The organism is Blautia sp. SF-50, assembly GCF_900101315.1.
Taxonomy (GTDB): domain Bacteria; phylum Bacillota; class Clostridia; order Lachnospirales; family Lachnospiraceae; genus Blautia_A; species Blautia_A fusiformis.
Genome location: NZ_FMUW01000014.1, coordinates 64,917 through 89,981 on the forward strand (window position 1 = coordinate 64,917; position 25,065 = coordinate 89,981).

Sequence of the window (25,065 nt, forward strand, 5' to 3'; positions counted from 1 at the left end):
TACATGGAATTCCGTAAAAACGATATACTCACTTTAGATATAGAGGATTGCGGAGTTGACGGTGAAGGTATCGGGAAAGCCGATGGCTTCACCGTTTTTGTGAAAGACGCCGTGATCGGAGACCGGATCAAAGCCAAGATCATCAAGGCAAAAAAGAACTATGGCTATGGCCGTCTGATGGAGGTGATCACACCGTCTCCATACCGTGTGAAACCTGCCTGCTCCATTGCCCGCCAGTGCGGAGGATGCCAGCTTCAGGCATTATCCTACGAGCAGCAGCTGAAATTTAAAGAGAAAAAGGTTCGTGGACATCTGGAAAGAATCGGAGGTTTTCAGAATCTTGATATGGAACCGATCATGGGGATGGAAGACCCCTATCATTATCGAAACAAGGCACAGTTTCCGGTAGGAAAAAATAAAGACGGAAAGATCATCACAGGCTTTTATGCAGGAAGAACCCACTCCATCATTGATAACCGAGAATGTATTCTGGGAGTGAAACAGAATAAAGAGGTTTTGGACCGTGTGATCGGACACATGGAAAAATATCATGTACAGCCCTACGATGAGGCCACGGGAAAAGGTCTTGTACGTCATATTATGATCCGTTATGGCTTCCATACAGATGAGATGATGGTCTGTCTGATCTTAAACGGAGATAAGATCCCTGCAGAAAAGGCTCTGGTGGAATCACTCTGTGAAATTCCGGAAATGACCAGCATTACCATCAATGTTAATAAAAAACGAAACAATGTGATCCTGGGCGACCAGCTTCGTCTCCTCTGGGGACAGTCCTATATAACGGACAGCATCGGAGATATTTCCTACCAGATTTCTCCCCTGTCCTTTTTCCAGGTCAATCCTATCCAGACTGAAAAACTGTACGGAAAGGCTCTGGAGTATGCCGGCCTTACGGGAAATGAAACCGTTTGGGATCTGTACTGCGGGATCGGAACCATCTCCCTGTTCCTGGCCCAGAAAGCAAAATTTGTCCGCGGCGTGGAGATCGTACCACAGGCCATTGACAATGCAAGAGAGAATGCGAAGCTCAATGGCATTGAGAATGTGGAGTTTTTTGTCGGAAAAGCAGAGGAAGTGCTTCCGAGAGAGTATGAGAAGAATGGTGTTTATGCAGACGTTATCGTGGTAGACCCGCCAAGGAAGGGCTGTGATGAGGTGCTTCTGAATACGATCCTTAAGATGAAGCCGGAGAGGGTTGTATATGTGAGCTGTGACAGTGCGACCCTGGCGAGGGATTTGAAGGTGCTGTGTGCGGAGGATTATGAACTGGTGCGGGTTTCTACTACTGATATGTTTCCGCAGGGAGTCCATGTTGAGACTGTCTGTTTGCTGTTAAGAAAAGATAAATAAAGGCTAAAAAGTGGCGTATTTCCGGGCTTTTTGTAAGGTTGGTATCATCGTAAGAAGCCTTGCAGAAAGCTCGGTTTTATTATATGGAAATATATCTACTTTTCGGTCTGATTGGAGAGAAATTGAGTACCGGAGAATAGCGGTAGGGTTTAGACTGTGGATTAGATGTCAGAGGTTGTGGCACCAGGATTGTTGTCAGAGCCGACCGCAGTTTAAGCCATTCGACACTAAGGGGCAGACTTGGCAGTGGAATAGATGACAGGAGGACTACTCATATGAAAGATATTTTTACAGGTGACATTTTTGAGAAAATCGAACCGCCACATGATGTATCGTTTAAGATTGTAGGAACAGCATTACCTACCAATCAAGATATGTATTTTGTTGCAAAATGGCATGAGATTTTCGAACGCTATACTTCGGCTCGGCTTTTTGTTAGAAAAGCACTAGAAGATAATTGGGATTACTGGTTCAATAAAATGGAGGATGAAAAAGTACAATGTGCGATAGAATACAAATTTAAAGCAGAACTGTATGAAACAGCATTGTTGAGTTATAACATTTTAGTTGACCTCTCATGGGCATGGACTTATGTATCAGCAGAATATCTTTTATATAATTTTGACGCTGATGGAAATGTCACGAATGCTAAAGATGTCTGTGGAATGCATCCAATTGAAGAAGCCTATGAATTGCTTCGTAAAACCGAAAACGGAGTATCTACACCTCATGCAGAAGGAAATCCTTTCAACTATTTAAAGGTTATGCGACCGGAGTTTTCAGATGCTGTTGATACTATTGTTGATTTCTGGAAGGTGTTCTCAAACAGTTCAATACGAAACCTATACAATTTTGTGAAGCATAAAGGGAAACCATTATACGAAGAAGTTGAAAATTTGCGTGGTGGGAAAGTTATGTCAATTCTTATAGGGAATGAAGAATACCCCTCAGATATAAGAGATATTCAAAAAATGATTAGTGTCGAGGACGGATTAAAGGAATTAATAGACTTCGATAATAATATGCTATTTCCGTATATTGAAAAATTGCTTGGTCAATTAAAAATAGCGGTGGAACCATCGCCAATGGCTTTTTTATAAGTTTTCTAAAAATATTGCTTTGCCCTTGGTGTAATGTTTTAGAATGGGAGAATATACAGTTAAGTGGTTAGAAGACAATCTTGGGGAGATGAGATATTACATGCACCAAGCATTCACAGGGAATATGGTTGGTATTTATCAAACAATGGTTAATAAAAAAAGGAGGCCGTATAAATGACCAGAGAAGAATTAAAAGCACAGATTGATGAATTAATGAGAAAGTATGCTGACGAAGAAATTGACGGAGCTACTTATCAACAAAAGATGATGGAATTAACCACATCGGCTCAGAAAGATAACGACTAAGTTCGATTATTTATGTTAATGTGAAGGAGGTGGAACTATGCAGCAGTGTCCATTTTGTGATAAAGTCTATGACGAATCTGAATACAGCTATTGCCCGTATTGTTCAGGCGAATTAGAGGATGACGATGATGAAGTTCGTCCATGTCCTGAATGCGGTGGTTGCTTACATTGGGATGGAGAAGTTTGGGAATGCTCAAACTGTGACTACTCAGAGGAAGACTAAAAAAGGAAAAAGGCTCCCCATCACCGGAAATTATCCAGTGGTGAGGAGCCTTTTGCGTATATGAACTTATGCATCTACATCAACGCTGATACCAGATTTCAGTTCGACAGTGATGCGGTCATCCCAGAGTGTGATCTGCTTGATCCAGCGTCGCACCAGTGCTTCATCGAATTCTGTAAGATAGGTGGTTTGCTGCGAAATGTAATCCTGCAGGTCGTTAATTCTCTTTATCTGTTCATCTCTTGCGGCTGTATCAACGGTTGTTTTCTGGCGAAGTTCTCGGAGTCTGAAGATCTCATCCGCTATTTCATCGTAGTCCGCCTTGCTGTTGGCTTTCTGAATGAGCTCCTGTTGCAGGGCCATCAGTTTTTCATCAATGCTGTCAATGGCTGTTGCCTGTGAAGCTCGGATAACTGTGGCAATGTTAAGCTGGAGCTGTGCCTGATAATTGCTTTTGTCACCAAGCATTTGATTGATGGCTTTAACAACAGCATCCTGAAGAACTAGCTCATTGATGGTCCGAGCGTGGCATTCAAGTCCGGTGGATTCCAGCCTGCTGATGCAGCGCCAGACAATGGACTTGACTCCTCGGTTGTTCCAGTGGAGCCTTCGGAACATTTCACCGCATTCACCGCAGATGACGATTTGTGAGAAGCAGTGGTTGTAGCTATAGCTTCGTTTTTTGCCATTGGCACTGGTTTTTACCACTCGTCTGCGGACAAGTTCTTCCTGTACCTGCAGGTAAATGTCCTTCGGAATAATGGCTTCGTGATCGCCTTCTACATAGTATTGTGGAACAAGACCGTTACTTTTAACTCTGGTCTTGTTTAGAAAGTCTGTAGTGTAGGTCTTTTGAAGCAGGGCATCACCGATGTATTTCTCGTTTCGGAGAATTTTGTTGATGGTGCTTGTGTGCTACGTTTCCCCTCCGGCACCGGTAAGGATACCGTCACGCTCCAGGCCTGCAGCAATCTTGTCCATACTGAGACCTTCTAAATATTCTCGATAAATGCGCTTTACGATTTCTGCCTGTTCTGGATCGATGATGAGGTTGCCGTCCGCGTCTTTCGTGTATCCAAGAAAACGATTGTGGTTGATTTGTACTTTCCTTTTGTGATGATATGCTCTATCACCACGGTTCCGGAGGCTTGGCCCTGTCTCCAAAGTCGGGCGTTGGTCTGCTGATATAATTCCAGTGACCATGTCAGCCCAAACCAGATAAGGGTGGAGCCGCCAGCCTGTAGTTTGAGTCCATGACCAGCAGATGCAGGATGAATGACTGCGACTGGTATCTTTCCAGCATTCCAGTCGGTGATGTCCTTGCTGGACTTTATTTCTCTCACATCAAAGCGCTTTTTGATTCGTGACACCTTCCAAGGAGAGTGGAAGCCCATCGTGGCGGACCATATCATAGAGCAACGCCAGCTTTCCGGTTTCAGATATTCTCTGGTCGGATAACCTAAGAAGCGAGAAAGACAGATGCGTTCAAAGGTAGCGTTGAAGGCCCACTTGATGACACATTCATCCTCTAGGGCAAGAAGGATCTCTTTTGGAATCTGTTCTCCGCAGGCAAGATCGATGACTTGAACAGGCTGGCTATCTATACTGTAGGCAAAGAGTAAGATTTCAAAATCAAGTGACTCTACATAGCGATATACTCCAGTTTTCTGAAGTGGTACATCACTGTAGGTTTCAAGATCGATACTAAGTGTTTTCATGAGATTGTCCTTTCTACAAAAGGTGGTGAGATTGCTCCCACCACCTCGGATTTATTTTGATGAGCTTAATCCAGGAAATCGTCATCTTCATCAGATGCGAAATCAGACTCAGCAGATGCCTTGCCACCAAGGGGCTCACCGTCACGAATCTTCTGCAGATTATTAAGACCGCAGGCGATACCCTTATTGCTAGAGCTGTTGAAGGCATAGAAGCTGATGCTGGCGCGACCATACACACCGGAGTAGACTTCGGAACGAGTAAGGATTGGATTACGGTCTGCATCCACGATGCCGGAGCAGAGGTTGCGTTGGCATTTACGAAATAGGCATTGGCGTAGGCCGGATCGTCCGGACGTTCCATGTCACCATCACGAAGAGGCGTCTTGATGACAGAGAGAGCAGGTACGGACTTACCATTGCCCTTGAGCTTGGCCTCGCCCTCCTTGTAAGCGGCCTCAATGGCAGCTTCAATCTTGGCGATGGTCTTGGTATCAGACTTCGGGATGATCAGAGATACGCTGTACTTCGGAGTACCTCCATTGATGGATTTCGGCTCCCAGACATTCGCATAAGACCAACGAGTGTCAGGACCAGTGATTACCTTCATAGGATTGTTGATTTTTACATTCTTGTTCATTTAATTTTCCTCCATAAAATCAGTTTTTGCATTGTTCATTGCCGGACGTTTATCGCTCTCCGGCACGAGCGTCGGTTTACCTTGGGGCTTTTCGATATAGGCGGTAAGTAGCTCATCGAATCTGGATTTGCCAAGACGCTTCTGCATGGCAGTGATGCCAAGGAGCTTCTTTTCATATGGATCAAATCCGGCATCCGTAACTGCCTGGATGACCGCTTCCTCATTGGAATACTTGCGGTTGGATCTTCCTTCGACTAACTTCCAGCCAGCCCATTCCTTACCGCTGATGGCCTGCTGCAGAGCATATTCCTTGATATCGGATGCCCAGGCGACTAATTCATCTGCACGGGAGAGGATATATTCAATCTCCGAATCCTCTAAAAGAGGTGGGAGCTTGAAATCGTACTGAGCCAGTGTGAGATTGGCCTCGGCTCTGGCACGGCATTCGTGCTTTACCTTACAGAAACCACACCATTCGCCGCAGAGGAAGTTCCCGTCTCCTGCAAAGGCAAGATCTGCGGTCGGCTTCAACACTTCATCTGCCCACTTGTACAGCTCATCCTTGGAAATCTCAAAGGTGGAGATGTTCTGACGCCTGGGCTGGTAGATGGTCATACTGACATTATCAATGTCGTAGATACCATCGAAGAGCTCCAGGGCACCGAGCGCGTAGCACTTCATTTGCGGATTATTGGTCGCATCTACGAGGACTCCAAGACCGTGCTTGTAATCGCATATTCTCAAGGTACCATCTGCAATGATGATGCAGTCGGCGGTTCCGAAGCCCTGTTCTACCCAGCGCGAGAAATCTACACGCTGTTCAATCAGAACCTTCGGATCAGCGCAGCTTTCCTTGGTGGCCTCTACCATTTCAAGGATGTAGGCGGCATAGCCAGTGGCACAGTCCTCCATTTCCTCGTTGTACCAGGTGAGATTCTTAGTCGGATCACTGGCATCCATGCCCAGCGCCTTTTTTAGCTTGTACTCACAAAGCACGTGAGCATCGGTGCCTTCCGCAGCATAATCGCTGCCTTTGTCTTCGTAGGTTTCACAAAGTCTTGCGGAAGGCGGGCAGTGGAGCCAGCGGTCCGAAGAGGAAGCAGATAAGATAGCATGTCCTTTAGGTGGCATCGTCAAGTACCTCCGCATCCTTTAACAAGGCTTCATAGTGCTTCGGATCAACAGCAGATAGCTTGGAAGCACCATACTTCTGAAGTAATGTACGGATAGCAGCGGTATGCCCGGCACGGGACTTTTCTGCTAAGACAGCTCGCACATCCTCAAGCTTCAGTTCCGGTTTCTTGTCTTCCTTGGCAGCAGGCTTCGTAGCAGGTTCTTTATCAGTAGTGCCACTAAACTGTTCTGCTAACCAGTTGGCTGCTTCGTTAATAGCAGCGGCTGCACTGCGTAGCTCTTCGATGGTCATAGCCATATCGCTCATTTTGCTCATAGCGACGTTCTCCTTTCTCTGATTGTCTTTGCTGTGCGAGGATTGTCATGTTTCTCGCCATTCTTGCGGATACGTGGGAGATTGCATTCAATACTGCAATCAGCTCTGTGTCGTTACCGCCTGAATCGAAGTAGGACTTCTTCATGTGCTTCACCTCCGTTTCTGTGATGGTTAAGGCTTGTTGTTTCGTGCCTTACACCTTCCACTGGAGATGAGTGGTGGATTTGAGCGGGGAAATTTTGAAAAAATATAAAATCCCTCCGGACATCGGTTGATGGATGCCAAGAGGGATGAATTGCTACATATGATATGTAGGATTAATAGCCACGGATTTTTCGAAGCTCTGTACGGATCTTCTTCATCTGATCAGCGAAGGTGCGCTGCTTGCGGCCGAGTTTCTCGGCGATTGCACGATCTGAGATTTTGTAATCATCAAGCCAGCACTGAATGATGGTATCAGCATCCGGATCGAGCTCACGTAGTCTAGCAAAAAGCTGCTCTAACAGCATACGGTCGGCGATGACTTTCTCCATGGGCTTACTGCGGTCGGGAATGTAGTCGCCGAGGGTGCCATTGCCATCAGAAAGAGGCTGATCAAGTGAGGTGATGTCGCCTGCAGCATGGTATTCGCAGTCAAGGCACTCGCCATCACATTTCCAAATGAAGCGATAAGGACACATGCATCTGCCGTGATCCTGTTCCTTGTGACGGATGCGGTCGGCTTCCTTATAAAAGGAGTCGTGCTGTTCCTTTGTGACAGAGATCTTTTCTCCTGTAGAGCGAAGATAGATGAATGGTGTACTGAGAGTTTCATGATTTGCCATAAATTTTCCTCCTATGATTGGCTTGTATTTGCGACAGTCACAGGACGGAAAAGAAAAGCCCTTGTGACTGATCACAAGAGCTATCCAAACGTTTGCTAGGTTGTTTGCACCTAGTTCGTAAGGTTCATATGGTTTTTAAGGTTCATCTTGAAAAAATTCAAAGATTACCAGATACAATTTGACGTACCCAATTGAAGAATCTGAAGATGTGTGATATTCTATGATTAACTATGAATAACTTGTAATAAGATAAAAACGGCTCATAGCCGTATCGATAAAGCAGGAGGATGATGAATGAAAGAGAGTACATGTCCTCGTCTTTGCGGTGGTACCTTTTTCACGCTGGTACTTCAAGGTTTAAAACAACGAACAAAGGCTAGAGAGCACTATAGGGGTGAACGCGATGGATTGTCTGATCCAGAAGTCCTTGTGGGACTAATTCGCGTAATAAACCCGGATTACAATGCTCCAGAATTAAACATAATTAAATCAAAGACGAACGAATATAAATCGTGTAGTACCTCTACTGGGAAGTATTTTCCTTTTGGTAACACAGCTGAGATGAGCGAGTTTGCTCGAAGAATTCAGACTAATTATTCATCTGCTCTTGAAGCAATGACGGAATTTGTCTACGAATTTCTTGAAATTGACACTGCTAGTAAGCGTGACATGAGGCTTGCTGCAGCTCTAATCGAATTAGTCATAGATGATGACAGCATTGAACCGGATGAAGAATTCTTTGTGGTTGAAGATGGAAGCAAAATAAAAAAGGCCACTTTTAGTGACCTTAACGAAGTATGTCTGCCAGCTCTTCTTTTGGGTGTTTGGCATTATGCAGTTACTAAGAGAAAAGATAACAAAGTTGGAAAACAAACCTATGATAACTGGTGCCCGCCAGCAGGAGGAGGACCAAGAGTATATCATGGGGACATTGGAGAAAGAGTGAGGTCTAATATTTCCAGGGTATTCGTGCCTGCTCGCAATCTACATGCAGGACATGCATCGAAGAATTCTGAAAAACCGATACAGAATACTTTGGATGAATCAAAAAAGACATTTACGGCTTACATTGAGAAAGCTACTGAACGATACAATGTGATGAGATTGATTGGTGGAAAAGAGGTCTCACTAAAAGACTTTTTTGTCTGTAACACTATTGGCGAAAAAGAACGCGTATTTGCTGATAAAAAGAAAATAAAATGCTTATATTTAGATAATCCGCGGATGAATACCATTAGAAATATGTATTTAAAGCAGCGCGGGTATGACAACAAAAGAACACTTTTAATTGGTAGCGGAGGATGTGGAAAGTCTCTCATGCTGCAGCACCTTTTCCTTGAAGCTGCGGAGGATTACACAACAACAGGAATTCTCCCTATTTTTCTCGAACTCAGATACTTTACTCAAGAAACTGAAATGCTACAGTTTATAGTTGAAACGGTATCATCAAAGGATGAAAGTTTTACATCTGAGGAAGCAGAGAAAGCCTTATACGAAGGACGTTGCCAACTTTTGATGGATGGATTTGATGAGATTGATCCATCTGATATTGATTCGTTTTTAAAGAAAATAAATAGTTTTCTGGATAGATATCAGAAGGTACAAGTGATAATAACTTCTAGAGAAAACGAGTATCTTACCGGACTGAATCAATTTATACGTTTATATGTGTGGCCATTTGATACAGAGCAATCTATGCAGTTAATTGATAGGATACTTACGTATCAAAACCAACCAGACGAACGGGATGCAATTGTAGATTACATTGGTAAGGGCTTTTTAAAGAAAGATGGAATTTTTGCGTCAAACCCACTGCTTTTAACTTACGTGTCTATGCTTTATCCAAACTATAGACGCTTTAATGAAAACCATCAACTTTTCTATAAACTGACGTATGAGGCACTTTTATCTGGCCATGATGATAATAAAAAGCCTTATGATCGGGTATTTAAAAGTGTAGATGACGCTTCCCAGTTTTCCAAGGTATTTGAACAATTTTGTGCTTTAAGCTATCAGGAGGGCGTTCTTGAGTTTGATGCGAATACTTTTGAAAAATATTTCAACTTAATAACGGTACATAAAGAATTTGAAAATCCGCACAAAATGAATATCAAAAACTTCAAACATGATGTGTGCTCAACAGCTTGTATGATGTATGAACAGGAATGTGATGTTTTTTATATAGATCCAGGATTCCAGGAATATCTTTTTTCAGAGTATTATGTGAAAGCTGATATTTCTGATATGGATCAGTTATTGAATTCGTTAAAAAACCTGCCTTATAAAAAACTGTTAAAGCTTGATGCACTGGAGATGCTGTATTCACAGTGTGAGGATAAATTTAAGGAATACTTGCTCATCCCTTTTTTGAGTAGCGTATTTACAAAAAAAGATACGGATGCATTTGAAAAGTTTCTGGGACAATATTTTGATGAAGTGTACATATGTGTTCATGACAAAAAGCAGGAAGTTTCCACATCAGCTATTTATGATGTGGAAAAGGTTATTTATTCAGATGTTGAGAATTATCCATCAAGTGTTCTTATGAATTTTGTATTGAAAATGGTTGGAGAACACATTGATTACTCATTTGCACTCCATTCATCGTTAGTAGAATCAATTCCAGAGAATACAGAAGAAATGGGAAAACTCATAGCGACAGTAAAAGAGATCGAGAGAATGAAAATTATTCAAATTGAGAATAAGTCATCAGACTTATATGAAGCAATAAGAATATCCCATAAGCAAAGATATGATCATTCATGGATTACAGACACAGACCAGAATCTGATTTGCTTCGGAAAAACAGTTAAAGTTGATAGCTATGACCTTTGCGAGTCTCCGGAGAGTTTTATGGAGATAACAAATGATATTGCAAGGCAAAGTAACAACACCTATAACGTATTTTTAAAGATTGAGAATTATTATAAGCAACTTAAACGTGAGCAGCATAGACGGAGACGCTAAGAGGGAGGAAAGATGGAAGATTTAGAAAGATGGCTTAACCTGGAAGAAATCGCCCAGTATATTGGGTGTAGTAAAGATACCATCCGAGGATGGATCAGAAAAAAGACAATTCCATTTTACAAGGTTGGAAGACAATATAAATTTAAAGTGTCTGAAATTGATCACTGGATTCAAAGCGGCAAAAGTGCTGATGCAGATAAATGAAAGGGGATGCAATTATGCCAATAGATAATAAGAAAGAACAAGAACGAGAAGAACTGCACCGCGCAATCTGGGCCATTGCAGATGAACTCCGTGGTGCCGTAGATGGATGGGACTTTAAAAATTATGTCCTTGGTACAATGTTTTATCGTTACATTTCTGAAAATCTCACTGCTTATGTAAATGAAGGTGAGTGGGAAGCAGGAGACGAGACATTTGATTATACGCGTATGAGCGATGAAGAAGCAGAAGAGGCTCGTGAAGGTCTTGTAGAGGAGAAAGGATTCTTTATTCTCCCCAGTGAGCTTTTTTGTAATGTTCATGCAAAATGCAACAATGAAAAAGCTACATTCAAGGATCGAGAAGGTAAGATCAAAAATATAAAAGATAACTTGAATGAGCTTCTGGAAATGGTATTCCAACATATAGAAGAATCCGCACAAGGCAGCGAGTCAGAAAATAGTTTTTCGGGGTTATTTGATGATTTTGATGTAAACAGCAACAAACTGGGAAGCACGGTCGCGAAAAGAAACGAGCGTCTTGCAAAGTTGCTTGATGGTATTGCTGCCATGAACCTCGGCTCTGTCAAGGATCATGATATCGATGCGTTCGGTGATGCCTATGAATATTTGATGACGATGTATGCCAGCAATGCTGGTAAGTCTGGTGGGGAGTTCTTTACGCCTGCAGATGTTTCAGAACTTCTTACTCGTTTGGGAACGGTTGGAAAGAAGAAGGTAAATAAAGTTTATGATCCGGCGTGTGGATCAGGTTCTCTGCTTCTTAGGGCTGTAAAAATTCTTGGAAAAGACGCAGTTACAACTGGATTCTTTGGGCAGGAAATAAATATTACAACTTACAACCTTTGTCGTATCAATATGTTCCTTCATGACATCGGATTCGACAAATTTGATATTGAGTGTGAGGACACACTAATTAATCCGCAGCACTGGGATGATGAACCGTTTGAATTGATTGTTTCAAATCCACCTTATTCTATTAAATGGGCTGGAGATGATAACCCGCTGCTTATTAATGATCCGCGTTTTGCTCCGGCTGGTGTTCTTGCCCCGAAGAGCAAAGCGGATATGGCTTTTATTATGCATAGCCTTTCATGGCTTGCATCTAATGGAACGGCAGCAATAGTATGCTTCCCTGGCATTATGTATCGCGGTGGTGCAGAGCAAAAAATCCGTAAATACTTAATCGACAATAACTATGTTGATTGCATCATACAGTTACCAAGCAACCTTTTCTTTGGAACCTCCATTGCAACCTGCATCATGGTAATGAAAAAAAATAAGGTTGATAATAAAGCCTTGTTTATTGATGCGACAAATGAGTGTATAAAGGTCACGAATAACAATAAGCTGACGCCAGAGAATATTGACCGTATCGTGGATGTATTTGCAAAGCGCGAAGAAGTGGAGCATTTTTCGCATCTGGCAAGTTATGAAGAAGTATCTGACAATGATTATAATTTATCTGTATCCACTTATGTCGAAGCCGAAGATACCAGAGAGAAAATTGATATCGTGAAGCTGAATGCAGAAATTAAGGAAATTGTTGCTCGTGAGCAAGTGCTTCGTGATGAGATTGATAAGATCATCGCAGAAATCGAGGTGTAAATGATAATTCGACTGGTTCAGGATATAAGAAAGGCATTGGAAAACGAACTATATTTTGTAGCATTAAGTTCTGCACTTACCTTGCCAGACATTTGTGGTAAGGCTGCGTATCCAACTGAGCGAAGTAGCAGAAAACGATACATTTTATGGTATGACGAGGAAATAGGTAAATATGAAAAGAATCTAGAAGATAAAGATGATATGCCGTATTTGACAGGAGAGGTGATTTATAGTTTACGCTGTTCACTGTTACACGAAGGAAATCCAAATATGAAAAATGACAGTTTACGAACTAATCAACCTATAGATCATTTTTCGTTGGTTATTGAAAAAGCTAAACCGTTTGAGATTTATTCAGATGCCAGCACTATAACTCAATTTGGAAATGAGCAGAGACGTGAATATAGGATGAATGTTAGAAGAATATGCATGATTTTATGTAATGTAGCAGAAACCTATTACAAAGAGAATAGAGATAAATTTCATTTCAATTATGAAATTATTGACTGGGACGAGGTTACGTCACACTTGCCTCCGATAGACATGGAGAAAGTTTTTGCAGAGCTGGCTAAAAGTGATAATGAATTTTATCAAGGAAGGAAAATGGGCGAAAATGAATAGAATAAATGAATTAATAAACGAATATTGCCCAGATGGTGTGGAAATACGTTGCCTTGAGGATTGTTGTAATTTGCTTGACAAAAAGCGAAAACCAATAACAAAAGCATCCCGTGAAGCTGGAGAATATCCATATTATGGAGCTAATGGAATTCAAGATTATGTGGCAAATTATATTTTTGATGGTACATTTGTTTTGGTTGGCGAAGATGGAAGTGTTATTACTAAATCAGGCACACCAGTTGTAACATGGGCAGAAGGGAAAATATGGGTAAACAATCATGCCCATATTATTGAAGAAAAAGATGATGTAATGTTGCGCTATTTGTACCATTATCTTCAGACTATAGATGTAACATCGTTGATTCATGGCAATATTCCTAAATTGACGGGAGGGGATTTTAAAGCATTGAAGATCGCCGTACCTCCTCTGGAGGTACAACGTGAAATAGTCCGCGTGCTGGACTCTTTCACGCTACTTACAGCCGAGCTTACAGCCGAGCTTACAGCCGAGCTTACAGCTCGGAAGAAGCAGTATGATTTTTATAGAGATAAATTACTCTCTCATGATGAAATTTATCCGATGAAATCGCTTGCAGAGTTGGGAAAGTGGTCTGGTGGAAAAACACCATCTATGTCAGAAAAGAGTTTTTGGGAACAAGGTACAATTCCTTGGATTTCATCGAAAGACATGAAAGTATCAACATTAGAAGACACGCAAGACCACATTACAGAAAAAGCAGTAAAAGAAGCATCTATGACAGTATATCCAACAAATAGTATTGCCATAGTTACAAGATCTGGAATTTTAAAGCACACTTTTCCGGTTGCCTATGTGCCTTTTGAAACCACTATTAATCAGGATATAAAAATGCTTGTTGTTAATGAAGACATTCTTCCTAGATATGCATTTCATGTAATACAGGGAAAAGGAAATGACATTCTGGTAAAAACAAAAAAGCAAGGTGGAACAGTGGATTCTTTGGATTTTCAGAAGGTCCTTGCATATAAAGTACCAGTTCCATCCAAGGATATACAAAGCAAACTAGTAGAGGTGCTTGATAATTTTGAAGCCATCTGCACTGATCTGAATATCGGTTTGCCTGCTGAAATTGAAGCACGTCAGAAGCAATATGAATATTATCGTGATTTGCTCTTGACATTCGCTGAAACCGGCAGCACGATCGTGACAGACAGACAGACAGACAGACAGACAGACAGACAGACAGACAGACAGACAGACAGACAGAACTGAACGCAATTAAGCTCATTCAGTATGTGTTTGGGTATGTGAAAATTCAGCTTTCGGACGTCGGCAAGGTGTCTATGTGTAAACGCATTATGAAGGCAGAAACATCTTCGTCTGGTGATGTACCTTTTTATAAAATTGGAACATTCGGAAAAAAAGCTGATGCGTTTATCTCAAGAGAGAAGTTTGATGAATATCGCAACACATACTCATATCCAAAGAAAGGCGATATTTTAATATCAGCAGCAGGCACTATCGGTCGTACAGTTGTTTACAACGGAGAGGATGCTTATTATCAGGATTCCAATATCGTTTGGATTGACAACGATGAAAGTATAGTGCTGAATCGGTATCTTTTCTATTGTTATCAAATGCAGCCTTGGGTAGCTTCAACAGGTGGAACAATAGCTCGGTTGTATAACGATAATATCAGTAAAGCCAAAATCACAGTTCCGTCAATTAAGGAACAGAACCGTATTGTAGAAATCCTTGACCGCTTTGATACTCTCTGCAACGACCTGACCGCAGGACTTCCAGCAGAGATTGAAGCACGTCAGAAGCAATATGAATATTACAGGGATAAGCTTCTCACCTTCAAAGAGAAGCAATAGAAACAGAGAGGAGTGATGGTATGCCATACTTCAACATCGTTGCTGAAACCAACGAAAATACAGTAGTTACAGAGTATGAGCCTGTCAAAAAACGTTCTGATGCGTATCAGAGTGAAGCAGAACTAGAGCAGGAATTTATTCGTCTACTCTGTGAACAGGGGTATGAGTATCTTCCAATTCATACAGAGGAAGATTTAATTCAGAATCTACGTACTCGACTTGAAGACTTGAATGATTACAAGTTTTCCGATACAGAGTGGGAACGTTTCTTTACAGAGAAGATTGCAAATAAGAATGAAGGCATTGTAGATAAGACACGGAAAATTCAAGAAGATTCTGTACAGGTATTAAAACGTGATGATGCCATGTCCAAGAACATCATGCTGATTGATAAAAAACAGGTTCACAACAATCGCCTGCAAGTAATCAACCAGTATGTTATCGGGCAGGACCAAGGGGCAAAACATGATAACCGTTATGATGTGACCATTCTTGTGAATGGCCTGCCTCTTGTTCATATTGAATTGAAACGTCGCGGGGTTGCGATTCGAGAAGCGTTCAACCAGATCAACCGTTACCAGAGAGATTCCTTCTGGGCTGGCTCTGGTTTATTTGAGTACGTTCAGATTTTCGTGATCTCCAATGGAACGAATACAAAGTACTATTCAAACAGTACTAGGTGGAACGCAATTAAAGATGCAAACTCTGGAAAGACAAAGAAGGAAAAGACAAGCAACAGCTTTGAATTTACTTCCTTCTGGGCCGATGCCAGTAATAAAGTAATTCCGGATCTAATTGACTTTACGAAAACTTTTTTTGCAAAGCATTCTATTCTAAATATCCTGACAAAATATTGTATTTTCACATCTGAAAATATGCTGATGGTTATGCGCCCGTATCAGATCACGGCAACAGAACGAATTTTGAATCGAATAGAGATCGCTCATAATTATAAGAAGTATGGCACCATAGCGGCTGGCGGGTATATTTGGCATACCACAGGATCTGGTAAAACTCTGACCTCATTTAAAACCGCAAGGCTTGCTTCACAGCTTCCATACATTGATAAAGTATTATTCGTCGTAGATAGAAAAGATCTTGATTACCAGACAATGAAGGAATACGACCGGTTTGAGAAAGGGGCTGCTAACAGTAACACTTCAACTTCAATTCTGGCAAAGCAGCTCAGTGATCGTAAGTCTCATATAATTATTACGACGATTCAGAAGCTGTCAACTTTTATCAAGAAAAATAAAGAGCATCCGGTTTATAACAAGCAAGTAGTCATTATTTTTGATGAGTGCCATCGCAGCCAGTTTGGTGATATGCATACAGCAATCGCTGGTGGTGTAGATAAGAACGGAAACAAGAAGAGTGGTGCATTTCAAAAGTATTATATGTTTGGTTTTACTGGCACTCCGATCTTTTCTGTTAATGCCAACACTTCATCAAAATCCATGCTTTTTACGACAGCACAGACGTTTGGTGATCAGCTGCATGAGTATACAATTGTAGATGCCATTAATGATAAGAATGTTCTTCCTTTCCGCGTTGATTATATTAAAACCATGGATTCCGATAAGGATATTGATGATGAACAGGTCTGGGATATTAATCGTGAAAAAGCATTTATGGCTCCGCAACGTATTTCACAGGTCACCAAGTACATACTGGATCATTTCGACCAGAAAACATATCGAGGAGATAAGACTTATATCTACAATCAGCTCACCAATATTTCAGATGTTGCATCTGCAGAGCGCGGTGCGGTAGAAGAAATTAAAAAGAAACAAAGAGTGAGTGGCTTTAATTCTATTTTCGCTGTAGCTTCTGTTCCAATGGCGAAGCTGTATTACAATGAATTCCAAAAGCAGATAGCAGCAGATCATACAAAAGGGTTAAAAATTGCGGTCATTTACAGCTATGCTCCGAATGAGAAAGAAGTGGACGGTCTTCTGGAAGAGGAGAATCCAGAGGATACATCTGCACTTGATAAGAGTTCACGTGACTTTCTTGATGATGCTATCAAAGATTACAATGTGATGTTTCATACGAACTACTCGACGGATAGTGATCAGTTCCAGAACTACTATAAGGATGTTTCTCTCCGCATGAAGAATAAAGAACTGGATCTTCTTATTGTCGTAAATATGTTTTTAACAGGGTTTGATGCAACGACTCTGAATACACTGTGGGTAGATAAGAATTTAAAAATGCACGGTCTGATTCAGGCATTTAGTAGAACGAATCGTATATTGAACAGCATCAAGACCTTCGGTAATATTGTGTGTTTCCGTAATCTGCAAAAACGTGTTGATGCAGCTATTTCCTTATTTGGAGATAAGAACGCCGGTGGCATCGTCTTACTGCAGAGCTTTAAAGACTATTATTACGGCTATGAGTCTGTCGATGGAAAGCAGATGCCTGGTTATGTAGATATGATCGAGGATCTGCAGAATAAGTTCCCGTTATCAGAGTCGCAGATTGTGGGTGAGCAAAATCAGAAGGATTTCATTGCTTTGTTTGGTGCGCTCCTTCGTATGCGGAACTTGCTTGTTTCCTTCGACGAATTTGCTGGTAAGGAGATGATCTCCGAAAGAGACCTTCAAGACTATCTTGGAAAATATCAGGACCTGAGGGATGAGTGGAAGCGCAAAAGAGAAAACGGTGAGAGTACCGATATTATCGATGATATTGTTTTTGAAGTTGAGCTTATTAAGCAGATCGAGATCAATATCGACTATATCCTGATGCTTGTAAAAAAATATCATGATACTCACTGCGAAGATAAGGAAGTGCTGATAACAATCCATAAAGCAATTGATGCCAGCCCAGAGCTTCGTAGTAAAAAACAACTGATTGAAAACTTTATTGCAGGGATCAACGATGTCGATGATGTAATGACCGAATGGAACGGCTATGTTGCTGAACAGCGTGAAGCAGATTTGGAAGCTATCATTAAAGATGAAAAGCTCAAGCCGGAAGAAACCCGTAAGTTCTTAGAGAATTCTTTCCGAGAGGGAGAAGTTAAAACTGTCGGCACAGATATTGATACAATTATGCCACCGGTCAGCCGCTTTGGGGGTGGTAATCGTGCAAAAAAGAAGCAGACGGTTATTGATAAGCTAAAAACTTTCTTTGAAAAATATTTTGGAATTGGCGGTCCGGTAAAGTTCATAAATACGGAGGATGGGAATCAGTCAGACATATAGAGTGTTGTATTCGACAGGAGGTGTGACGTAGATGCAATATGATTGGATAGATTTTTACACAGAGTTTGCAACGAAACTCCTGCCTTTCAAAGCTGACAGAAAGGCACTTATTCAGAAAATATATGCGGTGTATGACACTGCGGGAATTAGCGTTCCTAAGCTTGAAAGCGGCAATGAGATTATTGACATCGATCCGTTTACTATCTTTGGAATTTTCAATAAGGGAATCACAAATGCTAATAGAATCGCTATCCTTGAAGGAATCGCATCAGTGTTTAGAATTTCTGCAACGGTGCCGAGCAATTTTGATGGAATTCCAGTTCTCAATAATCTGAAAGCGACATTCTATGGATTTAAGGATGGTAGAAAAGCAGATGATATAGATAATCTGTGGAGTTTGTTTGAAACTGCTCTTGTGCTTGCCGATAATGACACAGCAGATAATCGACGGGAATTTTCTGAAGTTTATGATAAGGTACATGATCAGCTCTGCATTCGCTGGAATATTACGATGGGTCTGTATTGGATTCGTCCTTATGCATTTATCAATCTGGATTCCAGAAATCGCTGGTTTATAGCTGATACCAAGAATATGCCTGGCGAGGTTGTGGTCGCTGCTGGGAAAACCTTTAAGAAAGTGCCATATGCTGCAGACTATCTTGGGATAAAAGATTTGTGTAAGAAAGTTTTGGATACGGGTGAATATGAGTACAAGAGCTTCCCGGATTTGTCCTATACAGCATGGGTTATTTCTGAGAAGGTGAATCAGGAAAAATCAGTTGAAAAAGGAAAAAAGACATCGAAAGCAGAATTTCTCAAATGGTTCATGCCATTATTACAGGCACTACGTGATCTGGGAGGATCTGCAACACCGGTAGAAGCAAGAAAGAAAATTATAGAAAATGAGCACTTGTCGGATGAGGTAGTAAACGAAACCAGAGGCAAAACGAAGGTTAACAAATTTGAAAATGAAGTTGCTTTTGCCAGAAACTATCTCGTTGGAGCGGGATATATTGATAAAAGCGTAAGAGGTGTGTGGACACTTACTGAAGCAGGCAAGTCAGTGGAATTAACAGCGGAGATGGCATCGGATATTTTCAAAAAAGGTGTCTCTGATGCAAAGAGTAAGAAAACGAATGATAGCGATGCTCTTGCAGACAATGATGTCGATACTGTTCGTTATTGGCTCTATGCTCCGGGACAGGGTGCTGATAAATGGGAAGAGTGCTATAGGAATGGCTATATGCTGCTGGGCTGGGGAGAAATTGGAGATCTTGGAGTATTCAGCTCTAAAGATGAAATGAAACAGCAGATGAAACAGGAATATGGTGATAGCAGCTCTTATAAGAATTCAGCTCATGCCACATGGCAGTTCGTCTATGATATAAAGATTGGTGATGTTGTATTTGTGAAGAAAGGAAACAATGGAATTCTTGGTAAAGGAATCGTTGAGTCTGACTACGAATACGATGCTGATCGTGCAGACGAGTATTCAAATATCAGAAAAGTTAACTGGACTAATAAGGGTAATTGGACAATTAATCATCAGGCACCACAGAAAACATTGACTGATATTACTCCATATAGTGACTTTGTGCAGGAAATCAAAGACTTATTTGAAGACGATGATATGGTTGACGACGAGCAGGAAGTTACCTATCCAGAGTACACAGCGGAAAATTTCCTTGATGATGTCCATATGTCTGAAGAAGACTATTCCAGATTGGTTGGCCTGCTTAGAAACAAGAAAAACATTATTTTGCAGGGAGCTCCAGGCGTGGGAAAAACTTATGCTGCTAAGCGCCTAGCATATTCCATGATGGGTGTAAAAGATGTAGAGCGTGTGATGATGGTGCAGTTCCATCAGAGCTATTCCTATGAAGACTTTATTATGGGTTTCCGCCCATCTGCTACAGGATTTGAACTGAAGAAGGGAGCATTCTATAACTTCTGTAAGAAGGCCGAGATAGACAGTGATAACGAGTATTTCTTTATCATAGATGAAATCAATCGCGGTAATCTGAGTAAGATCTTCGGTGAGCTGTTTATGCTGATTGAAAACGATAAACGCGGAAATGCGCTGCAGCTTCTGTATTCCGATGAGAAATTTGCGGTTCCGAAAAATGTCTATATCATCGGTATGATGAATACTGCAGACAGAAGCCTTGCTATGTTGGATTATGCACTTCGCAGAAGATTTGCTTTCTTTGATATCAAGCCAGGGTTTGAGACTCCGGGTTTCAGAGAGTATCGCATGGCATTAGACAATGAGAAGTTTAACAAGCTGATTAGTTGCGTAGAGAATTTGAATGGTGTGATTGCTTCTGATGAATCTTTGGGTGAGGGATTCTGCATTGGGCACAGTTACTTCTGTAATTTACAGCCTGACTCAATCGACGATGATTGGCTTTATGGTGTTGTTGAGTATGAGCTGATACCGCTGTTGAAAGAATACTGGTTTGATGAACCTATGAAGGTAAAAGATTGGAGCGAAAATCTAAGGAGTGCGATTAAGTGATACCGATACAAAACATCTACTATATGCTGTCCTATGCATTTCAGGTATTGAATGAGCAAGGCTATAAGAATATAGCCACAGAACAATTTCATAATACTGGCGAGCTGATGGCGGCTATCTTAGAAAAAGGTATCGCGATTCAGCTAAAGCGAGGACTTGGTAAAGAATATATTCCGCAGACGGAGGCGCTTTCTTCTCTGCGAGGAAAGATTGATATTGCAGAGTCCATCAAGACACAATCAATGTTACGGAAACAGCTAATCTGTACATACGATGAGTTTTCGGTTAACAGTACCATGAACAGAATCATCAAATCTACAGTTGCGCTTCTTCTTCGGTCAAATATATCGAAGCAACGCAAGAAGAATCTCAGAAAGCTAATGATGTATTTTGGCGAGGTGGATTTTATTGATTTGCACACAGTAAATTGGAATGTTCAGTACAATCGAAATAATCAGACATATCGTATGCTGATTTCAGTCTGTTATCTGGTAGTGAAAGGCCTGCTTCAGACTCAGTCAGATGGAAGTACTCAACTGATGGATTTTCTGGACGAGCAGCGTATGTGCCGATTGTATGAGAAGTTTATTCTGGAATACTACAGGAAAGAGTATAAAAACCAGATTACTGCGAATGCATCACAGATTCCGTGGCAACTGGACAATGAAGAAAATACCATGCTACCGGTGATGCAGAGTGATATTATGCTTCAGCATGATAATAGAGTGCTAATCATTGATGCAAAATATTATGAGCATAGCACACAGGTGCAGTTTGACAAGCATACGCTTCATTCGAACAATCTCTATCAGATATTCACTTATGTGAAAAACAAGGAATATGAACTGAGAGAGAAAGACCACACGGTTTCGGGAATGCTTTTGTATGCCAAGACAGATGAAGAGATATATCCGAATAATGTGTATCAGATGAGTGGAAACCAGATTACTGTCAGGACTCTGGATTTGAATTTACCATTTGATGAAATAGCAGGGCAGCTAAATACAATAGCAAAAACGCATTTCGATTTATAAAGGAGGCCTCTTATTTGAAAAAGAAAAAAGATGAGATAACCATCCGCTCCAGCGCAGCGGAATACCTGATCTATGTTGCCTCTGTAGGTGATCAGCAGGACAGCATAGAAATGCGCTATGAGGATGAAAATATATGGCTGACACAGAAGATGATGGCCACATTGTATGATGTTGGTTTACCGACGATAAATGAACATATTAAAAAAATATACGCGGATAGTGAATTGGAAGAGGCCGCAACTATTCGGAATTTCCGAATAGTTCAAACTGAAGGTTCTCGTCAGGTCACACGTGATACCAAGCACTATAACCTTCAAATGATCATTGCTGTAGGCTTCAAGGTCAATTCCGAGCGTGCAGTACAGTTCCGTAAATGGGTAAATCAGATTGCAAAAGATTACACTATTAAAGGTTGGGTGATGGATGATGAGCGGCTGAAACGCGGAACGTATCTGACGGAGAAGTATTTCGATGAGCAGTTAGAGCGCATCCGTGAGATCCGTGCCAGCGAAAGAAAGTTCTATCAGAAGATCACCGACCTGTATGCGACAGCCATTGACTATGACAAAAATTCTGCAACAACGAGAAGATTCTACGCGACCGTTCAGAATAAGATGCATTACGCAGTTCATGGACATACGGCAGCTGAGCTGATCGTGGAAAGAGCTGATCATACAAAAGAGCATATGGGATTAACCACTTGGGCAGATGCACCGGAAGGAAAGATCAAGAAGAGCGATGTTACGGTTGCGAAGAATTATCTGAGCCAGGATGAAATGAAGCAGTTGAATCGTATGGTGACGGCATACCTGGATTTTGCTGAAAACATGACCTTACGCCATATCCCGCTTACGATGCAGGACTGGGAAAAGAGGCTCAACAGCTTCATCGAAATGTTTGACTATGGTATTTTACAGGATGCAGGTAAGGTGTCCGCAGAAATTGCAAAGCTTCATGCTGAGACAGAATTTGAAAAATACCGTGTCATCCAGGATAGATTGTTCATGTCTGATTTTGATAAGTATCTGTTGGAATTAGAAGAAAATACAAAGAAATAAGGACCAGATTCCAGGTCGAGACGGTGAAATCTGGCAACTCAACTCCCTGTGAGTGTATGGCAAATCAGAGGTCAGAGCGGATGGATTGTGCAGGAGTTGAGCGTTCTTCACTGTCTCAACTGTCGAGACAGTGGCAGGGAGCAGCAGTGTAGACTTGCCTTGCATTATATAAGTAGGAAGGAACTTATGCTGACTTGTTCCCATGGACTTCAATGGTTAAGACCGTGATATGAATGTCAAATTTGCCACAGATTGCATCGGTTTGAAGCCGTGAATGCGCGGTTTCAGAAGGTGTGGACATGTTTCCATTTTGATAGGATATGTTTCCGCAAACGGGCACAAAGCCTGACATCAATCAGAAGGTATCGTGCCACGTTGAGACTGTGTGCCTCTTGTGCAGACGAAAAACCAGATGACAAGGTAAGAATAAGCATTGATATGGATCATCCATGATGCTTTCAGCAGTGGACAGTAAGCTGAGAATGGAAATGGGTTCAGAGAAGATGTTGGCAGGCATTCTGGAGTCGCTGAGAGAACAGTACGACTATATTGTTGTTGATACCTGTCCGTCACTTGGATAGCACATCATCTGTGGGTTGTTTTCGGCTTTCACCAGAATGCCGAGCCCGTATTTGAAGTCAATGATGTGCAGAACCTGGTCTGCAACGATCAGGCAGTCGCCGGTGCCGAAAGCATCCGAAACCCATCTGGAAAAGTCTAGGCGCTGTTCCACAAGAACCTGCGGATCCGGACAGAGTTTTTTTGCTTCCTGCAACTGTTTCATGACATAGGTGCAGTACTGATCCGTGCAGTCTTCCATTTCCTCATCAAACCAGGTAAGGGATTCTGTCGGGTCCCGGGATGCCTGTCCAAGTGCTGTCAGGACTTTGTGTTCGCATAAGCTGTGTGCATCGGTTCCCTGCTGTGCGTAAGGGCTGCTGTTATTGGGCTTTTTCGCACAGAGTGCTGCGCTTGGCGGGCAGTTTATCCAGCGGTGACTGGACGATGCGGAGAGAAAGGCGTGTTTATCAGGCATCGGAACAGGCTCAGCGATATGCAGCAGGAAGCAATCTATTTCAGAGGGTGCTATGACAGCGTTGGGTATCTCAAAAAGGCAGTAATTTTATAACCGAGAAAAGATGGCATTGGCGTTGAGCTGATGCCGTCTTTTTACATAGCAGTAGAGATAGAAAAAATTTAATCTATATGGTATGATAAGAAAAATACGATGTGATACTGCTATGAATTTTAAGCTGTTAAATGCACGAAAGGAATATTATATGAATGAATATTTGGAAAATCAATTAAATAAGTCGGTAGTTTATCAGCAATTAAAAGATAATTGTGAAAGGAATAATCAACATGAAGTATTGGCTCTTGTAGCGAAAGTTGGTACTTTTGCAGTTGAACGCCTAAAGACAGTGATTAAAAATATGCCTGAGTTCACCCTACATGATGATACTCATATTTTTAATATGCTCACTATCATTGGAAAACTTATTCCGCAAGAGAACATGAGAAAATTATCTACGCCAGACTTATTCATGTTGCTTGTTTCAGTATTCCTACATGATATAGGTATGGCTCCTGATGAAAAGCATATATTAGCATGGAAAAATCAACTTCCCGAGACAGAATATGACGAGGAATTAAAAGAAGAAAGAGAAAAGTTTGCTCGTTTTCGTCTGACGTATACACATCAATTAGCTGACATTGAACGGCTTGAAACAGAACAAGAGTTTTCGAAAGCACAGCTTCTTGAAGATTATATTGTTACTGAATATATAAGAACAACTCATTCAATTCGTGCAAGGGAAGTTATCGCAAAGTATTGGGCAGGGGAAATAGTATACCAAGATACAGATTTAACGGAGGATTTGGCAACGATTTGTTTTAGCCATAATGAAAGTTACACATATTTACTCCAAATGGAAACCTTTAGAGTCTGTGGTCAAGATGAATATCTGTGTATTCCATTTGTGGCAACAGTATTACGATTAGCCGATATAATTGATTTAGTTAAATGAATTTTTAAATTCTACCTTGCAAGAGTAAATTCTATACCTGTAGAAATTACTTCTGCATGGATTTTTCCTTCTTCTTTTTATAAAATACTACTGCAGATGATCCCCTGCCTGTGCAGAAGGAGGATAAAATGAATACAGGAAGACCAAAAGGCAACCAAAAACATCTTGACTTATCTGCACGTATTATAATCGAACAGCATTTAAATAACGGTGATTCATTTAGAAGTATTGCAATAGAATTAAGCAAGGATCCAAGTACCATATCCAAAGAAATCAGACGTCATTCCATTATCAGGGAAAGAAGCGCAGATGC

23 protein-coding genes and 5 pseudogenes are annotated in these 25,065 nt (G+C 41.3%); 18 read left to right on the forward strand and 10 right to left on the reverse strand.

What is annotated here, in order from left to right; genetic code table 11:
• Window positions 1-3 precede the first annotated feature (3 nt).
• The 4 genes from rlmD to BLP57_RS18055 all read left to right on the forward strand — a co-directional run bounded on the left by rlmD (window position 4) and on the right by BLP57_RS18055 (window position 3,064).
• On the forward strand, window positions 4-1,371 hold the full coding sequence (rlmD, locus tag BLP57_RS10260) for a 23S rRNA (uracil(1939)-C(5))-methyltransferase RlmD (RefSeq protein WP_092071454.1): 1,368 nt from the start codon (window positions 4-6) through the stop codon (window positions 1,369-1,371).
• A gap of 275 nt (window positions 1,372-1,646) precedes the next feature.
• Window positions 1,647-2,471, forward strand: coding sequence for a hypothetical protein (locus tag BLP57_RS10265; RefSeq protein WP_092071457.1), 825 nt, complete (start codon window positions 1,647-1,649; stop codon window positions 2,469-2,471).
• A 174-nt stretch (window positions 2,472-2,645) separates the two neighbouring features.
• Window positions 2,646-2,777: a hypothetical protein gene (locus BLP57_RS18460; protein ID WP_255363773.1), complete on the forward strand. Its 132-nt coding sequence runs from the start codon at window positions 2,646-2,648 to the stop codon at window positions 2,775-2,777.
• 119 nt (window positions 2,778-2,896) lie between these two features.
• Window positions 2,897-3,064, forward strand: a complete 168-nt coding sequence (locus BLP57_RS18055) for a hypothetical protein (protein WP_173753339.1) — start codon at window positions 2,897-2,899, stop codon at window positions 3,062-3,064.
• A gap of 2 nt (window positions 3,065-3,066) precedes the next feature.
• On the opposite strand, the gene BLP57_RS18275 is transcribed toward BLP57_RS18055, so the two are convergent.
• The 9 genes and pseudogenes from BLP57_RS18275 to BLP57_RS10305 all read right to left on the reverse strand — a co-directional run bounded on the left by BLP57_RS18275 (window position 3,067) and on the right by BLP57_RS10305 (window position 7,629).
• Window positions 3,067-3,708 (reverse strand): zinc ribbon domain-containing protein, encoded by a 642-nt coding sequence (locus tag BLP57_RS18275; protein WP_242872608.1) that lies wholly within the window; start codon window positions 3,706-3,708, stop codon window positions 3,067-3,069.
• 66 nt (window positions 3,709-3,774) lie between these two features.
• A pseudogene (locus tag BLP57_RS18890) lies at window positions 3,775-3,981 on the reverse strand (recombinase family protein); the annotation flags it as partial.
• 35 nt (window positions 3,982-4,016) lie between these two features.
• Window positions 4,017-4,370, reverse strand: a pseudogene (locus tag BLP57_RS18715) (ATP-dependent helicase); the annotation flags it as partial.
• Window positions 4,366-4,718, reverse strand: a pseudogene (locus tag BLP57_RS18720) (hypothetical protein); the annotation flags it as partial. The pseudogenes BLP57_RS18715 and BLP57_RS18720, both read right to left, overlap by 5 nt.
• Before the next feature lie 65 nt (window positions 4,719-4,783).
• Window positions 4,784-5,355 (reverse strand): annotated as a pseudogene (locus BLP57_RS10290) (DUF2815 family protein).
• A complete protein-coding gene (locus BLP57_RS10295) occupies window positions 5,356-6,486 on the reverse strand; it encodes a DUF2800 domain-containing protein (protein ID WP_092071465.1) in 1,131 nt (376 codons plus the stop codon).
• Window positions 6,476-6,805, reverse strand: a complete 330-nt coding sequence (locus BLP57_RS10300; protein ID WP_092071467.1) for a DNA ligase — start codon at window positions 6,803-6,805, stop codon at window positions 6,476-6,478. Before BLP57_RS10300 ends, BLP57_RS10295 begins: the two co-directional genes overlap by 11 nt.
• Window positions 6,741-6,950: a hypothetical protein gene (locus tag BLP57_RS17840; RefSeq protein WP_175442974.1), complete on the reverse strand. Its 210-nt coding sequence runs from the start codon at window positions 6,948-6,950 to the stop codon at window positions 6,741-6,743. The genes BLP57_RS10300 and BLP57_RS17840 overlap by 65 nt, the downstream gene beginning before the upstream one ends.
• Before the next feature lie 172 nt (window positions 6,951-7,122).
• Window positions 7,123-7,629 carry a hypothetical protein gene (locus BLP57_RS10305; protein WP_092071470.1) on the reverse strand — a complete coding sequence of 169 codons (507 nt, stop codon included), beginning with the start codon at window positions 7,627-7,629 and terminating at the stop codon, window positions 7,123-7,125.
• Window positions 7,630-7,923: 294 nt separating this feature from the next.
• Here BLP57_RS10305 and BLP57_RS10310 point away from each other — a divergent pair, with 294 nt between their 5' ends.
• The 11 genes from BLP57_RS10310 to BLP57_RS18725 all read left to right on the forward strand — a co-directional run bounded on the left by BLP57_RS10310 (window position 7,924) and on the right by BLP57_RS18725 (window position 23,306).
• Window positions 7,924-10,596 carry an NACHT domain-containing protein gene (locus tag BLP57_RS10310; protein ID WP_092071473.1) on the forward strand — a complete coding sequence of 891 codons (2,673 nt, stop codon included), beginning with the start codon at window positions 7,924-7,926 and terminating at the stop codon, window positions 10,594-10,596.
• 12 nt (window positions 10,597-10,608) lie between these two features.
• Window positions 10,609-10,800: a helix-turn-helix domain-containing protein gene (locus tag BLP57_RS10315; RefSeq protein WP_092071476.1), complete on the forward strand. Its 192-nt coding sequence runs from the start codon at window positions 10,609-10,611 to the stop codon at window positions 10,798-10,800.
• Window positions 10,797-12,425, forward strand: coding sequence for a type I restriction-modification system subunit M (locus BLP57_RS10320; RefSeq protein ID WP_330389425.1), 1,629 nt, complete (start codon window positions 10,797-10,799; stop codon window positions 12,423-12,425). The genes BLP57_RS10315 and BLP57_RS10320 overlap by 4 nt, the downstream gene beginning before the upstream one ends.
• A complete protein-coding gene (locus BLP57_RS10325) occupies window positions 12,426-13,046 on the forward strand; it encodes a hypothetical protein (RefSeq protein ID WP_092071482.1) in 621 nt (206 codons plus the stop codon).
• Complete coding sequence (locus tag BLP57_RS10330) at window positions 13,006-14,298, forward strand: restriction endonuclease subunit S (RefSeq protein ID WP_242872607.1); 1,293 nt, start codon at window positions 13,006-13,008, stop codon at window positions 14,296-14,298. Before BLP57_RS10325 ends, BLP57_RS10330 begins: the two co-directional genes overlap by 41 nt.
• Window positions 14,299-14,333: 35 nt before the next feature.
• On the forward strand, window positions 14,334-14,903 hold the full coding sequence (locus BLP57_RS10335) for a restriction endonuclease subunit S (protein ID WP_207646703.1): 570 nt from the start codon (window positions 14,334-14,336) through the stop codon (window positions 14,901-14,903).
• Window positions 14,904-14,923: 20 nt separating this feature from the next.
• Window positions 14,924-18,115: a type I restriction endonuclease subunit R gene (locus BLP57_RS10340; RefSeq protein WP_092071491.1), complete on the forward strand. Its 3,192-nt coding sequence runs from the start codon at window positions 14,924-14,926 to the stop codon at window positions 18,113-18,115.
• Window positions 18,116-18,146: 31 nt separating this feature from the next.
• Window positions 18,147-20,633 carry an AAA family ATPase gene (locus tag BLP57_RS10345; RefSeq protein WP_092071493.1) on the forward strand — a complete coding sequence of 829 codons (2,487 nt, stop codon included), beginning with the start codon at window positions 18,147-18,149 and terminating at the stop codon, window positions 20,631-20,633.
• Window positions 20,630-21,667: a 5-methylcytosine-specific restriction endonuclease system specificity protein McrC gene (gene mcrC / locus BLP57_RS10350; RefSeq protein WP_092071496.1), complete on the forward strand. Its 1,038-nt coding sequence runs from the start codon at window positions 20,630-20,632 to the stop codon at window positions 21,665-21,667. Before BLP57_RS10345 ends, mcrC begins: the two co-directional genes overlap by 4 nt.
• 14 nt (window positions 21,668-21,681) lie before the next feature.
• Window positions 21,682-22,725 (forward strand): virulence RhuM family protein, encoded by a 1,044-nt coding sequence (locus BLP57_RS10355; protein WP_092071499.1) that lies wholly within the window; start codon window positions 21,682-21,684, stop codon window positions 22,723-22,725.
• 503 nt (window positions 22,726-23,228) lie between these two features.
• Window positions 23,229-23,306: a ParA family protein gene (locus tag BLP57_RS18725; protein WP_334292742.1), complete on the forward strand. Its 78-nt coding sequence runs from the start codon at window positions 23,229-23,231 to the stop codon at window positions 23,304-23,306.
• Here BLP57_RS18725 and BLP57_RS10365 read toward each other — a convergent pair.
• Window positions 23,303-23,761, reverse strand: a pseudogene (locus BLP57_RS10365) (DUF2800 domain-containing protein); the annotation flags it as partial. The gene BLP57_RS18725 and the pseudogene BLP57_RS10365 overlap by 4 nt on opposite strands.
• Window positions 23,762-23,779: 18 nt before the next feature.
• Here BLP57_RS10365 and BLP57_RS18895 point away from each other — a divergent pair.
• The 3 genes from BLP57_RS18895 to BLP57_RS10375 all read left to right on the forward strand — a co-directional run.
• Window positions 23,780-23,854: a DUF6664 family protein gene (locus BLP57_RS18895; RefSeq protein ID WP_442855619.1), complete on the forward strand. Its 75-nt coding sequence runs from the start codon at window positions 23,780-23,782 to the stop codon at window positions 23,852-23,854.
• 82 nt (window positions 23,855-23,936) lie between these two features.
• Window positions 23,937-24,752 (forward strand): HD domain-containing protein, encoded by an 816-nt coding sequence (locus BLP57_RS10370; RefSeq protein ID WP_207646704.1) that lies wholly within the window; start codon window positions 23,937-23,939, stop codon window positions 24,750-24,752.
• A 128-nt stretch (window positions 24,753-24,880) separates the two neighbouring features.
• On the forward strand, window positions 24,881-25,065 hold a 185-nt coding region (locus BLP57_RS10375; protein ID WP_139148840.1), incomplete at its 3' end, for a helix-turn-helix domain-containing protein.

Bases quoted from the DNA above. Each gene is read 5' to 3' on its own strand.
- rlmD (WP_092071454.1), top strand. From the start codon at position 4: ATGGAATTCCGTAAAAACGATATACTCACTTTAGATATAGAGGATTGC.
- BLP57_RS10265 (WP_092071457.1), top strand. From the start codon at position 1,647: ATGAAAGATATTTTTACAGGTGACATTTTTGAGAAAATCGAACCGCCA.
- BLP57_RS18460 (WP_255363773.1), top strand. From the start codon at position 2,646: ATGACCAGAGAAGAATTAAAAGCACAGATTGATGAATTAATGAGAAAG.
- BLP57_RS18055 (WP_173753339.1), top strand. From the start codon at position 2,897: ATGACGATGATGAAGTTCGTCCATGTCCTGAATGCGGTGGTTGCTTAC.
- BLP57_RS10295 (WP_092071465.1), bottom strand. From the start codon at position 6,486: ATGCCACCTAAAGGACATGCTATCTTATCTGCTTCCTCTTCGGACCGC.
- BLP57_RS10300 (WP_092071467.1), bottom strand. From the start codon at position 6,805: ATGAGCAAAATGAGCGATATGGCTATGACCATCGAAGAGCTACGCAGT.
- BLP57_RS17840 (WP_175442974.1), bottom strand. From the start codon at position 6,950: ATGAAGAAGTCCTACTTCGATTCAGGCGGTAACGACACAGAGCTGATT.
- BLP57_RS10305 (WP_092071470.1), bottom strand. From the start codon at position 7,629: ATGGCAAATCATGAAACTCTCAGTACACCATTCATCTATCTTCGCTCT.
- BLP57_RS10310 (WP_092071473.1), top strand. From the start codon at position 7,924: ATGAAAGAGAGTACATGTCCTCGTCTTTGCGGTGGTACCTTTTTCACG.
- BLP57_RS10315 (WP_092071476.1), top strand. From the start codon at position 10,609: ATGGAAGATTTAGAAAGATGGCTTAACCTGGAAGAAATCGCCCAGTAT.
- BLP57_RS10320 (WP_330389425.1), top strand. From the start codon at position 10,797: ATGAAAGGGGATGCAATTATGCCAATAGATAATAAGAAAGAACAAGAA.
- BLP57_RS10325 (WP_092071482.1), top strand. From the start codon at position 12,426: ATGATAATTCGACTGGTTCAGGATATAAGAAAGGCATTGGAAAACGAA.
- BLP57_RS10330 (WP_242872607.1), top strand. From the start codon at position 13,006: ATGAATTTTATCAAGGAAGGAAAATGGGCGAAAATGAATAGAATAAAT.
- BLP57_RS10340 (WP_092071491.1), top strand. From the start codon at position 14,924: ATGCCATACTTCAACATCGTTGCTGAAACCAACGAAAATACAGTAGTT.
- BLP57_RS10345 (WP_092071493.1), top strand. From the start codon at position 18,147: ATGCAATATGATTGGATAGATTTTTACACAGAGTTTGCAACGAAACTC.
- BLP57_RS18725 (WP_334292742.1), top strand. From the start codon at position 23,229: ATGTTGGCAGGCATTCTGGAGTCGCTGAGAGAACAGTACGACTATATT.
- BLP57_RS10370 (WP_207646704.1), top strand. From the start codon at position 23,937: ATGATAAGAAAAATACGATGTGATACTGCTATGAATTTTAAGCTGTTA.